General features: G+C 53.3%; 9 protein-coding genes. 2 read left to right on the plus strand and 7 right to left on the minus strand.

Features of this window, described 5'->3' with window-relative positions; genetic code table 11:
• Nucleotides 1–229 precede the first annotated feature (229 nt).
• Together degP and dgt are read right to left on the minus strand one after the other, a co-directional pair.
• Nucleotides 230–1,663, minus strand: coding sequence for a serine endoprotease DegP (gene degP, locus EB241_RS08910; protein ID WP_124232843.1), 1,434 nt, complete (start codon nucleotides 1,661–1,663; stop codon nucleotides 230–232).
• A gap of 147 nt (nucleotides 1,664–1,810) precedes the next feature.
• Nucleotides 1,811–3,325, minus strand: coding sequence for a dGTPase (gene dgt / locus EB241_RS08915; RefSeq protein ID WP_124232844.1), 1,515 nt, complete (start codon nucleotides 3,323–3,325; stop codon nucleotides 1,811–1,813).
• Nucleotides 3,326–3,510: 185 nt separating this feature from the next.
• Here dgt and mtnN point away from each other — a divergent pair, with 185 nt between their 5' ends.
• Nucleotides 3,511–4,209 carry a 5'-methylthioadenosine/S-adenosylhomocysteine nucleosidase gene (mtnN, locus tag EB241_RS08920; protein WP_124232845.1) on the plus strand — a complete coding sequence of 233 codons (699 nt, stop codon included), beginning with the start codon at nucleotides 3,511–3,513 and terminating at the stop codon, nucleotides 4,207–4,209.
• Nucleotides 4,210–4,684: 475 nt separating this feature from the next.
• Here mtnN and erpA read toward each other — a convergent pair whose 3' ends face one another.
• The 3 genes from erpA to EB241_RS08935 form a co-directional block, all read right to left on the minus strand.
• Nucleotides 4,685–5,029: an iron-sulfur cluster insertion protein ErpA gene (gene erpA / locus EB241_RS08925; protein ID WP_124232846.1), complete on the minus strand. Its 345-nt coding sequence runs from the start codon at nucleotides 5,027–5,029 to the stop codon at nucleotides 4,685–4,687.
• Nucleotides 5,030–5,117: 88 nt separating this feature from the next.
• On the minus strand, nucleotides 5,118–6,554 hold the full coding sequence (gene clcA, locus EB241_RS08930; RefSeq protein ID WP_124232847.1) for a H(+)/Cl(-) exchange transporter ClcA: 1,437 nt from the start codon (nucleotides 6,552–6,554) through the stop codon (nucleotides 5,118–5,120).
• A 425-nt stretch (nucleotides 6,555–6,979) separates the two neighbouring features.
• Nucleotides 6,980–7,429, minus strand: coding sequence for a cupin domain-containing protein (locus EB241_RS08935; protein ID WP_124232848.1), 450 nt, complete (start codon nucleotides 7,427–7,429; stop codon nucleotides 6,980–6,982).
• A 782-nt stretch (nucleotides 7,430–8,211) separates the two neighbouring features.
• Between EB241_RS08935 and hemL the strand changes: the two genes are divergently transcribed.
• Nucleotides 8,212–9,495 carry a glutamate-1-semialdehyde 2,1-aminomutase gene (hemL, locus tag EB241_RS08940; RefSeq protein ID WP_124232849.1) on the plus strand — a complete coding sequence of 428 codons (1,284 nt, stop codon included), beginning with the start codon at nucleotides 8,212–8,214 and terminating at the stop codon, nucleotides 9,493–9,495.
• Nucleotides 9,496–9,642: 147 nt separating this feature from the next.
• Here the strand turns inward: hemL and fhuB are convergent, their stop codons facing one another.
• Nucleotides 9,643–11,631, minus strand: coding sequence for a Fe(3+)-hydroxamate ABC transporter permease FhuB (gene fhuB / locus EB241_RS08945; RefSeq protein WP_124232850.1), 1,989 nt, complete (start codon nucleotides 11,629–11,631; stop codon nucleotides 9,643–9,645).
• On the minus strand, nucleotides 11,628–12,509 hold the full coding sequence (fhuD, locus tag EB241_RS08950; protein ID WP_124232851.1) for a Fe(3+)-hydroxamate ABC transporter substrate-binding protein FhuD: 882 nt from the start codon (nucleotides 12,507–12,509) through the stop codon (nucleotides 11,628–11,630). Before fhuD ends, fhuB begins: the two co-directional genes overlap by 4 nt.
• Nucleotides 12,510–12,513 lie beyond the last annotated feature (4 nt).

Raw genomic sequence — 12,513 nt, forward strand, 5'->3', positions numbered from 1 at the left:
GGGGATAGTTAATTCCCTGAAAAGAAGCCTCTGCCTGTACCGCAAGATGCAAATCCAGAGACAACAAGGCAGGGCCAAAACCTGTTGATCACCACATCTACTGGACGCGGTGTTCAGTTAGCAACAAAAAGGCGGGTTAAAATAACCCGTCCTTTTGCAAGGGTCGTTCAAAAATACGCTACACGGCCAACCTGTGCACTGAACCCGTGACACAACCCACACTGAATGTTTACTGCATCAGCAGATAAATTGAGCTGTCGCCACGCTGAATATTCAGCGCCAGTACCGACGGTTTGGTATCAAGGATCTTACGCAGTTCACCCAGATTGGCGATACCCTGCTGATTCACTCCGAGGATCACATCATCCTTCTTCAGCCCGATACGGGCGGCGGCAGAGCCAGCCTTGACGCTGTCAACCTTGACACCCTTAACGCCTTTTACATCGTAGTTGCTGAGGTCAGCCCCTTCAATACCGGTATAAATCGTCCCGGAATCGACTTTCGTCTGGGTACTTTGCTTTAACTCAACGTCGACGGTGAGCGGTTTTCCATCACGGATCAGGCCCAGCGCCATTTTACTGCCAACCGGGAGAGAGCCCACCTGCGCACGCAACGCGGCAAAGCTGGCAATTGCTTTTCCGTTGATGGAAACCACAACGTCCCCTGCTTTGATACCCGCTTTCGCCGCAGACGAGTTTGGCAGTACCTGGCTGACAAAGGCACCACGCTGAGCATCCACTTTCATTGCTTTCGCCAGTTCAGAGTTAAGCTCGGTACCCATAATACCCAACTCACCGCGTTTCACCTGACCATACTCGACCATCTGCGCTGTCAGATTTTTAACCATGTTACTCGGAATGGCGAAACCAATGCCGATGTTGCCACCGTCGGGCGCGAGGATCGCCGTATTAATACCAATCAGCTCACCATTCAGATCGACCAGCGCACCGCCGGAGTTACCGCGGTTGATTGCTGCGTCGGTCTGGATAAAGTTTTCATAGTTTTCAACATTAAGACCGCTACGTCCCAGGGCAGAAACAATCCCGGAAGTCACCGTTTCACCGAGGCCATACGGGTTGCCAATTGCCACGGTGTAATCACCGACCCGCAAATTGTCTGAATCAGCGATCTTAATGGCAGTGAGATTTTTCGCGTCCTGCAACTGAATTAACGCGATATCGGAACGCGGATCTTTACCAATGACTTTTGCGTCGTATTTACGCCCGTCGCTCAGCTGAACCTGGATTTTGGTGGCATTATTCACCACATGGTTATTGGTAACGACATAGCCCTTCGCGGCATCGATCACCACGCCTGAACCCAGAGCGCGGAATTTCTCCTGCTGTGTATTTGCATCACCCTGTCCCTGATCGGCCCCGCCCTGACACATTGGCGATCTCTGGAAAGGCGAACCGTCCTGGCAGAATGGCGAATTTCCGCCAAAAAACTGCTGGAACTGTTGGGGTAAACGAGGTGTACGTACTGTTGTGCTCCCTTCAACATTAATACTCACCACTGAAGGCATCACTTTTTCTAACATCGGTGCCAGGCTTGGCAATTGCTGGCTGGAGGAAGAGGCAGTTTCTGCTGCCAGTGCAGAAATTGGGTTCATTGCCGTTCCCAGGCACAGAACCAGTGCGCTAGCTAAAAGTGTTTTTTTCATGCGTCGTTTTCTCAAAAGTATCCAATTATTTAACCATGTCGCGGTCACCCAGATGAGATTCAATTTTTAGCGCTAAGTTCATGAATTAGATTCAGCTAAAGGTAAAAAAATATTCTTCATCTTTACAAATGAGTACGGCCAGTTATTTTACTCTACTGCCATCAGCCGACGATATTCGTCCCACGCATACAAATCAGTCATTCCGCTAACATAATCCTGTAACAAACGTGCCCGATAATATCGCTCCCATAAAAGTTTTTCAAAAGGGTGCTGAGTCTGCAAATTATGCATGTGAACGGAATAGGCTTTGCGATGCTTTCCTGACAACTTATGAAACAAACGTGTTTCAATGGGATAATCTTTGTGATAATCCTCATTAATCAGCACGGTAAAGTCGGCACAGGGCATAGCCAACAGCGGTTGATAGATATTCAGCAGTCCTTTTATGATCTGATACCCCTGCAACTCAAGTTGTTCCACTTCCGCATGATTAAATACGTGCTTTCTGGCCACCGCTTTAAACAGAGCCAACAAACAACTTTCATTACTTTCATCTTCCAGTAACGAATGATTAAAATTACCGTTATAGATGGCCGCAATATTATCAATAAACCGTCTGACTGCATGCCCGACCAGCAAAGACTGAACGCCAACCCGCAATTGCATAAAAAAGGTGTCACTGCGGCTACGGTAACGCTGTTTGTTTTGCGCTTCACTGTAAGCAAAGTCGACTATCTTTACAAACAACGCATCTGACTTGACTTGCTTATTCTGCTTAAGTAATTGCCATTCAGCCTGGAGATAACCGTAAAGCTGATCAACGCTGAAAATAGCTTTCTCTACGGCATCATCAAGATCGGCAATACAGTAAGAAATATCATCTGCGGCCTCCATAATATAAGTCAGTGGAAAACGATGATATTGCTCCGTGGAAGTGGCCCGTAGCAGTTCAGAAACGAATTTCTCTTCCGACAGAAAATAACCCGGCTTTTTCATCAGCGTACTGAACTGCGCGGGTTTTTCACCGCTGAACCAGGCCGGAGCGGTATATTTCAGGATACAGGCAACCTGAACATATGACAGATTGAGTTGCAACAGCGTATGCACCAGGCGAATAGCCTGCGCATTGCCTTCAAAGTGGCAGAGATCCTGACGCAGCTTTGCATTGATTGCCAGAAAAGCCTCGTTCTGCTCACTGTTGGTAACGCCGGCCTGTGCCGGATCCACCAGCATTCCGGGCAAATTCATTTTAAACCAGTCGTTGATCGCCGCCTCACCAAAGTGACCAAAGGGCGGATTTCCCACGTCATGCAGCAGACAGGACATTTCCACCAGACTCTCGAATACCCCGGTAAAATCGCTCAGACCATATTGTTCCAGGCCGCCCGGCTGTTCTTTTAAATGCTGAATAATCTCTCTGGCAATATAGCGGCCCGTCTGCTGTACCTCCAGCGAGTGCGTCAGACGCGAACGTACCGCAGCGTTTCTTTCCAGTGGAAAAACCTGGGTTTTCTGTTGCAGGCGCCGAATAGCAGCGGAGTTAATGATTCGACCACGATCGCTTTCAAAATGCCGGGTGATCCGATACTCACCCTGGGGTTGTTCGCGGTTATTAAACGGCCTTTCAAAACTGAATTTCTTCCTGAAATCGATTGCTGGCATGGTCGTCCCCCGAACTGGCTGCTTTGGTAAGTTAAATAACGCCCTGACCACAAATAATCCGGCCAACTGTTACGCTGGCAACTCAGGCTGCCATGACATTGCCCGCCTGAAGTATGCTGGATTTAATCATGATAAACTATGCTCCAAATTTGACGAGTTATACCACAACATTAGCGAGTGTCCCTATGAAAGCAGGTATTATTGGTGCGATGGAGCAGGAAGTTGTTCTGCTGCGTGACAAAATCGAAAGCCGTCAGACTATTACGCTGGCAGGTTGTGAGATTTACACCGGCACACTGAATGGCACAGAGGTTGCTTTATTAAAATCGGGCATTGGCAAAGTCTCCGCAGCAATGGGAACCACCCTGCTACTGGAACTGTGCAAACCGGATTTTATTATTAATACCGGCTCGGCGGGTGGCCTGGCACCTACGTTGAAAGTGGGTGATATCGTGGTGTCTGACGAAGTGCGCTATCACGATGCTGACGTCACCGCCTTTGGTTATCAGCCCGGTCAGATGGCAGGATGCCCGGCAGCCTTTAAGGCCGATCCGGCGCTGATTGCAGCAACAGAAAGCTGTGTTGAACAACTCGGTCTGCACGCGGTGCGGGGTCTGGTGGTCAGTGGCGATGCTTTTATCAATGGTGCAGAGCCGCTGGCACGTATCCGCGCCACCTTCCCACAGGCCGTGGGTGTGGAGATGGAAGCCACCGCTATCGCACATGTTTGTCATCAGTTCGGCACCCCTTTCGTGGTGGTTCGCGCCATCTCTGACGTAGCCGACCAGGCATCCCACCTGAGTTTTGAAGAGTTCCTGACCGTCGCAGCCAGTCAGTCCTCACTGTTGGTTGAAACACTGCTGGCCCGTCTTGTGCGTGGCTAAATTTTTGCCATCCTCTGGCTGCGGTGCCTTATGCCGCAGCCCACGCTGTTCCGCAGGTAATTCCTTATCTTCCGTCCTGAGCAAACTGGCATTCGCAGCCGGGATAACCCCGGGGGCCAGGCTATTCAGATTATCCGCCTGAGGCGTACACTGTTGCGCAGATTGCCAACGGACAGCGCATCAACAGCAGGCGAATTATCGGTGGTTCTGGCCCGGCGCTGATAATTCAGGGCGGCAGGGGCGCTGCTGAAAACATTGGGTATTTGGGGCGAATGGATAACGTCAGGGTGATTGCAAGAAAAAGGTGACTGGCTGAGACGCTGGCCGCGCAATAATCATACCGCCAGCGATGTTCTGAACGTCCTGCCATCCATCTCAGACGCCGACAGAGCGCATCAATGGCCTGGGCAGTGCAGCCACTGCCCAGCGAAAACACAAAGAAAATAACCCCGCAGACCAGGCTCCGGGGAAAATATCAGATGCTGAAGGACGAACCGCAGCCACAGGTGGTTTTGGCGTTAGGGTTGGTGACCACGAAACGCGATCCTTCCAGCCCTTCGGTATAATCAACCGACCCACCCACCAGATATTGCAGGCTCATTGGATCAACCACCAGCGACACACCGGCTTTCTCAATGGTCATATCGCCGTCATTGACCTTATCATCAAAGGTAAAGCCATACTGAAAGCCGCTACAGCCGCCGCCGGTGATATAAACACGCAGTTTCAAATCAGGATTATCTTCATCTGAAATCAGGTTTTTGACTTTACTGGCCGCCGCTTCGGTAAATTGCAGGGGAAGTGCTAGATTGTCACTCATGTATTACTCCAGTTGCATACGGGCTATTGCCCGGCAGGTCATATTATGACCATCAATCGCACTATTATCTTATAGCGCATTATAGCAATCAAGTATCAGCACCTTTGCCGCCGTGCGGTGAGGTGGCATTCTGTGCTGCGGCATCATCGACCTGCTGCTGTTTTGCCAACAGCCGGGCCAGCAAAGAAGAATAAAGCGGCTTACCGCCAAAAAACTGTGCCAGTAATGTTGCACCAAGGCAGGTAATAATCATCGGCAAAATGAGCTGATAGTTGTCAGTCATCTCCAGAACCAACACAATACCGGTCAGCGGTGCCCTGACTGAGGCAGCAAACAGTGCTCCCATCCCGGCAATGGCAAAGGTTCCCGCGTCAAGATGATAGGTGGGGAACAGCCCCGCGCAGACCATGCCAAAAGCGGTCCCCAGCAACGTCCCCAGCGCCAGCATCGGCGCGAAAATACCTCCCGGCGCACCAGAGCCAAAGCACAGCAAGGTGGTTGCCACACGGGCGATAAAAATAAACAGCAGCATTGCCAGCGAATAATGGCCTGCAACCGCAATGGGGATCAGATTGAAACCACCTCCCGCGACTTCAGGTCTGATCAGGCCCAGCACTCCACACACGCCGCCCAGCAATGCACCGATCATTACAAACTTACGCCAGTTACCACCATGCAGGCGTTGAAACAGATCCTGCATCCTGAAGATCAGTGCATTGAAAGCCACGCCCACCACACCAAAGACCATCCCCAGCAGCAGGTAGAGCCACAGGGTGTCAACCGCAGAATCAGCCAGTTTGCCAACGGCAATCACCGCGTGTTCGCCATTGAAGAAACGAAATACAATGCCCGACATGATTACGCCAATAAAAACGGCCTTAATAGAAATCAGGCTGTAGCGAAATTGCAGGCGCATCTCCTCAATGATAAACAGGATACCGGCCAGAGGGGCATTGAACGCCGCAGAGAGCCCGGCTGCGGCTCCCGTGGCCAGCAGCGTGTGGCGAGCCTCGGTTCCCTTCACGCGGAAAATATCCAGCGCCATTCGGCCAATATTTCCACCCAGCTGCACCGTCGGCCCCTCGCGCCCCAGAACCATTCCGCCCCCCAGCGTCCCCATTCCGCCAATAAATTTTACCGGGATCACCCGCCACCAGCGCACCGGTCTGAGTTCTTCCAGTGCCCCTTCAATCTCCGGGATACCGGAACCGGAAGCCTCAGGAGCGAAACGTCCGACCAGATAATAGCCAATGGCAGCCAGCCCGCCAGAAAGAGCAAACGCGAGAGGAAACAGCAGCAGCCAGTGGTGCTCAACGTGATGTAATACAGCCAGCCGGTGAGTACTGACCGCATTGACGGCCTTTTCAAAACCAACGCCAACCAGCCCTGCGAGGGTGCCGACCAGCCCCGCCAACACCAGCACAATGACCGGGGTTTTATCACGCCGTAACAGCAGGCGGAGAAAATCACCGCGCCTTGACGGAACAACGTTTAACGCATCAGTCGTAGAATTTGGCTCAGTCATATAGCGGAATTATTCTGACGGGAAAGTGCCATATCTTACGCCGCTGGGTGCAGATGTCCCGTAGAAAAAACGCTTTTTATGCCAAAGACGCGCCTTAACGTTTAACCGTGCCACCAGTTCCTTCAAATAGCGTGGTTTTCTTTACGTATCTTCAGAATGCCTGGCCCTGAGTTGGTTTGAATATCTTTATGCTCAACGGCAATAAGTTCTACGCGGTTGCAAGGTTTATACAGAACGGAGATGCGTTGCCTGTCTGAATAATGCAGGGGGCAAAGCTTATGTAGCTCCCGGACACAGGTCAGGAGCAGAAGATGAGATAGTGTGAAAAAAATAATTCGATTCAGAAAGATGCATAGATTTAGCTTTGCAATAAATACCCCCAGGCCTTATGGCAGAGGGGGTTTTGATATTAAGAAAGCGTCAATTTATTGATCGGCAATAAAATGATCGTTATCTCCGACCGGAATATAGACACGTGTCCATTCCTTACCATCAATGATATCCCAACTGTGTCCTTCCCCCATCGTATCTGCCGCAAGCAGCACCGTGCCTGGCTCTATAATGAAGGTAGAACCATCGCTAACCTTAAATTTAAGCTTTCCTACAAGGGTAACCACATACTGTTTTTTCGGTGCCGGATGAATGCCTTTCTGCCATTCTTCAAAAGTATTGCTGAAGTAGAGCCCTTCTGAAGACAATTTTGCCAGAGAAGGCACCGAGCCCTTAATAAAAGCGGAGTGATTGTCCGCCGTATTGATCAGCTTCACTGCGGGAATACGATGCTGAACGGCTATGGTTTTGATTGGTTCTGCATGCCCGGTGATGGAGATAAACAAACTGGCCGAGGCCAGAAAAAATGGTATCAATGTTTTCAAAATATTATCCAGGTTTGATTATAAAATGTTTATTTTGGTGAAAAATCAGGCAAAACATTACACTCAACCTAAGAAAAATCTTAGAAAAAAATAGTTACATAATTATTATCCACAGAAACAGTACCCCCTGACGATGAAGAACCCAGGCCCCGCTTATAGCGGTTCAGTAAAAGTTCCTTGCCTGCAAAAACTGCTATTAACGATACATTTACGCAGTGGCTGACTGATGCAGAGAAAAGCAGACAATAGCAGACAATAGCAGACAATAGTTACATAATTATTATCCACAGAAACAGTACCCCCTGACGATGAAGAACCCAGGTCGCGCTTATAGCGGTTCAGTAAAAGTTCCTTGCCTGCAAAAACTGCTATTAACGATACATTTACGCAGTGGCTGACTGATGCAGAGAAAAGCAGACAATAGTTACATAATTATTATCCACAGAAACAGTACCCCCTGACGATGAAGAACCCAGGTCCCGCTTATAGCGGTTCAGTAAAAGTTCCTTGTCTGCAAAAACTGCTATTAACGATACATTTACGCAGTGGCTGACTGATGCAGAGGAAAGCAGACTGTTGCGAGGGTTCAGAGCGGATAGCAACAATCGCTGCATACCAAAGCGCATGATGTTTGGTTTAGCCCGGAATTCGGCAGCGATAAGAATGCCTCTCCCGGTTCAGCGATATGGATGGTTTCAGTTTTCTGGACGCGAACATTTAACCTGCCACCATGTTCCCTTAGAATGGCGGCGTTTTATTTCCCTATTCTCAGGAGCCAAACCATGAGTAAGTCTGAAAATCTGTACGCTCAGGCACAGCAAGTTATTCCCGGCGGCGTTAATTCACCGGTACGCGCCTTTACCGGCGTTGGCGGCGCACCTCTTTTTATAGAACGCGCTGACGGTGCTTATCTGTACGATGCAGACGGCAAGGCTTATGTGGACTACGTAGGTTCCTGGGGTCCGATGGTGCTGGGCCATAACCATCCCGCGATCCGTAACGCGGTCATCGAGGCAGTACAACGGGGCTTAAGCTTTGGTGCACCCACCGAGATGGAAGTCAAAATGGCCGAACTGGTGACCACGCTGGTGCCAACGATGGATATGGTGCGTATGGTCAATTCCGGCACCGAGGCCACCATGAGTGCGATCCGTCTGGCTCGCGGCTTTACCCAACGCGACAAAATCATCAAGTTCGAAGGCTGTTATCACGGCCATGCCGACTGCCTGTTGGTGAAAGCCGGCTCGGGCGCGCTCACGCTGGGCCAGCCAAACTCACCGGGTGTCCCGGCAGACTTTGCGAAGCATACCCTGACCTGCACCTTCAACGATCTCGCCTCGGTGCGCACCGCCTTTGAACAGTATCCCCAGGAGATCGCCTGTATTATCGTCGAGCCGGTGGCCGGCAATATGAACTGCGTCCCGCCTCAGCCAGATTTCCTGCCGGGTCTGCGCGCGTTGTGCGATGAGTTCGGCGCATTGCTGATTATTGATGAGGTGATGACCGGATTTCGGGTTGCGCTGGCAGGCGCACAGGAGCATTACCATGTAGAGCCGGATCTCACCTGTCTGGGCAAAATTATTGGCGGAGGAATGCCGGTAGGTGCCTTTGGTGGCCGTCGGGACGTAATGGCAGCGCTGGCGCCAACCGGCCCGGTTTACCAGGCGGGGACACTCTCCGGTAACCCCATCGCCATGGCTGCGGGTTTTGCCTGCCTGAGCGAAATCGCCAAACCGGGCATTCACAGCACGCTGAGCAAGCTCACAGCTCAGCTGGCTTCAGGTCTGCTGGCTGCGGCCAGGGCTGAAGGCATCCCGCTGGTGGTCAACCATGTCGGCGGCATGTTTGGTCTGTTCTTTACCGATGCGCCTGAAGTCACCTGCTACGCAGAGGTCATCCAATGCGATGTTGAACGCTTTAAACGCTTCTTCCACCTGATGCTGCAGCAGGGTATTTATCTGGCCCCTTCCGCCTATGAAGCAGGCTTTATGTCACTGGCGCACAGCCAGGAAGATATCCAGCGTACCATTGCTGCAGCGCGTCGTTGTTTCGCTAAATTAGCCTGATCGCCTTTGCTGCCGGATAACCCCGGCAGCGTCCTCATAACCGCAATATGCTCCCACTGTCACATCGCGCATGCGCCATGCCGGGAGCTGCTGCGTTGTCCGGGGAAGCCCGCGGCACATTGCCCCGGTGCTTTGCAGCAACGTGATTTACGGCGTGCGAATTTTTCGCAACAGATACACAAACCAGGGTGCACCGATAAAGGTTGCCAGCAGCCCTGCCGGAACCTGTGCCGGAAAAGCCACCATGCGTCCACACCAGTCAGCAAGCGCCATCAATCCGCCACCCAGCAATACGGCGATGACTAACTGTGGCACTGCACGGCGAAAGCCCAACATGCGGGCAATATGTGGTGCCATCAGCCCAATAAAACTGAGTGGTCCTGTGGTCAAAGTGGCGGCCGCAGTCAATGCGGACGCCAACAGCAGCAGCGCCATCCGTGCCGGCTTCAGCGCCAGGCCGACAGAGCGTGACGTTTCGTCCCCCAGTGGCAACAGCGTCAGCCAGCGCCGACAAAGTGGCGTCAGCCCCAGCAGCGCCGTGGCAACCAGCAGCGTGCGCCATGCCTGGCCAGCATCCACAGGGTAAGTGGAACCGGCGATCCACGTCATCAGCGTCGCCATACGCGGGTCGCCGCTGGCCATCAATAGCAGCAGTAAAGTGGCAAAGGCGGTACTGAGCGCCATTCCTGCCAACAGCATTCTCTCTGGAGAAAAGCCGCCACGCCCGCCGATGGTGGTGATAACCAACAGCGTCAACGCGGCACCAAGACACCCTGCCGGCAGCAACCAGCCAAAGGCATCGCCCGGCACGATAAACAGCATCACCACCACACCAAAAGCGGCGCCTGAACTGATCCCCAGCACTTCCGGGCTGGCCATCGGATTACCGGTCAGGCGCTGCACAATGCAGCCTGCCGCTCCCAGCATCATCCCGGTGGCAACCGCCGCCGCCAGACGGGGCAGACGCCACGGCAGCAGTTGCTGCCAGAGTTCACCCATCGCCCAGTGCCAGCCATGCGCATCACGCCCCAGGCTGAGTGCGGCGAGACTTAATATCAGTAGCGCCAGCGCCGCGAAGCCCACCCATATCACCACCCGGTGGCGTTCAACGGGCACCTTATCCCCCTGATCCATCGCAGGCATCACCGCTGCCGTTTTCAGCCGAGGCAACAGCCACAACAGCAAGGGGGCACCAATAATTGCCGTTGCCGTACCGGTCGACACTTCCCGCCAGTGTGCCGTCAGCCAGACAACACACTGATCGGCCAGCCACAGCAGCAGCATGCCTGTCAGCGGCGCAAGCAGTAGCCGACTGAGCAAACGCCTGGCGCCGAACATCTTCGCCAGCAGCGGAGCGAACAAACCGATAAAGCTGATAATACCGGCAACGTTAACCAGCTGAGCACTGAGTACCACCGCCAGCAGCAGCACGCCCAGCCGCGACAGTGACAGCGCCAGGCCAAGATTTTTCGCCACGCCATCATCCAGCCCCATCAACGTCATGGGTCGTATCAACAGCAGCGACAGTAACAGGCCCGACAGCAGTTTTGGCCAGATAAAGCTGACATGACTCCAGTCCATCTGGTTCAGCGTGCCGGTGCTCCACAGGAAGATATTTTGCAAACGATCGTGATTGAACAGACCCAGCAGCTGATTGACCGCACCGCAATAAAGGGACATGACCAGCCCAGCGAGGATCAGCGTCACCGGTGAAAGACGTTTTCCCCAGGCAATGCCAAATACGATCAAACCGACGAAAATGGCCCCGGTCATCGCTGCCATCTGCTGGGTAAGCAGGCCCTCCGGCAGGCTCCACAGAGTGGCCACGGTCAGTCCCAGCTGCGCCCCGGTCGCCACCCCCAGCGTGGTTGGCTCCGCCAGCGGGTTACGTAACACCTGCTGAAACAGCACCCCCACCAGCCCAAGCCCTGCGCCCACCAGCAGAGAAAGCGCCAGCCGTGGCATCAGACTGTAATGAAACACCATCTCTTCCACCCGGTCGGGATTGGCCGCGCGGAGGACACGCCACCACCGCGACGCAGGCAGTTGCTGGCTGAAGTTGTAAAACGTCAGGCACAGCGCCGCCGCCATCAGTAGCGTCAGAAGACATACCGGAAAACGATAAGATGTTTTCACGCGGCCCCCAATACGCTGTCAAGTTGACGACAGAAGCGCATCGCAGAAAGGGTTGCGCCGTAAAACCACACCTGTGGCACGCGGTGGAGACGGTTTTCCCGCACAAAAGGCATCGCCTTCCAGAGCGGGGTGGCAGTGACCTGGGCCACCAGCGCATCGTCACCGTGGTCAAAACAGACCGCATCCACCTCCCGCATCGTGGCCAGTCGTTCCAGCCCAACGATCGCGCTCCCCCAGAAGTTGGTTTCACCCTGCCAGGCATTTTCAATGCCCAAATGTTCCATCACTTCCAGAAACAGGCTGCCTTTACCGAATACCAGCGCGTGTCGCGGATCGAGAATCGACATCAGCAGCAAAGGTCGTTGCGCTCTGGCGGTAATGCGCGTTTTTGCCGCTGATATAAAGGCATCAAACGCGACAAGGTGCTGCTGTGCCTGCACTACCCGGTCGAGACGCTCCGCCAGCTGCATCAGGGATCGGCGGGCTATGGTCAGCGGTTTACCACTGGCATCACTGAACGGAAAACCCATTCCCGGCGCGATCTGGCCGATTTTCGCCGCGGAAGGGCCATAGCCAGAAGAGTACAGGATCAGCGAGGGTTTCATCTGGATCAACAGCTCCAGATTGGGTTCGGTCCGTAGGCCAACATCCACCGTCGAGGGCGGCAGGGCGGGTTCTCCCACCCACCGTTTGTACTGGTACATTTCTGCCGCCCCCATCGGTGTGACACCCAGCGCCAACAGCAACTCGACGGGTAACCACTCCAGCGCGATGATGCGCTGAATATCGACAGACGAAGCCGCCCGGCCCGGCAGGGCAGGTAACAAAGGAGAAAGCGCCAGCGCCATCAGCAGGCGGCGGCGAAAATAATCAGGCATCAAT

The sequence above is a fragment of the Erwinia psidii genome (genome assembly GCF_003846135.1).
In the GTDB taxonomy this organism is placed as follows: Bacteria; Pseudomonadota; Gammaproteobacteria; order Enterobacterales; family Enterobacteriaceae; genus Erwinia; species Erwinia psidii.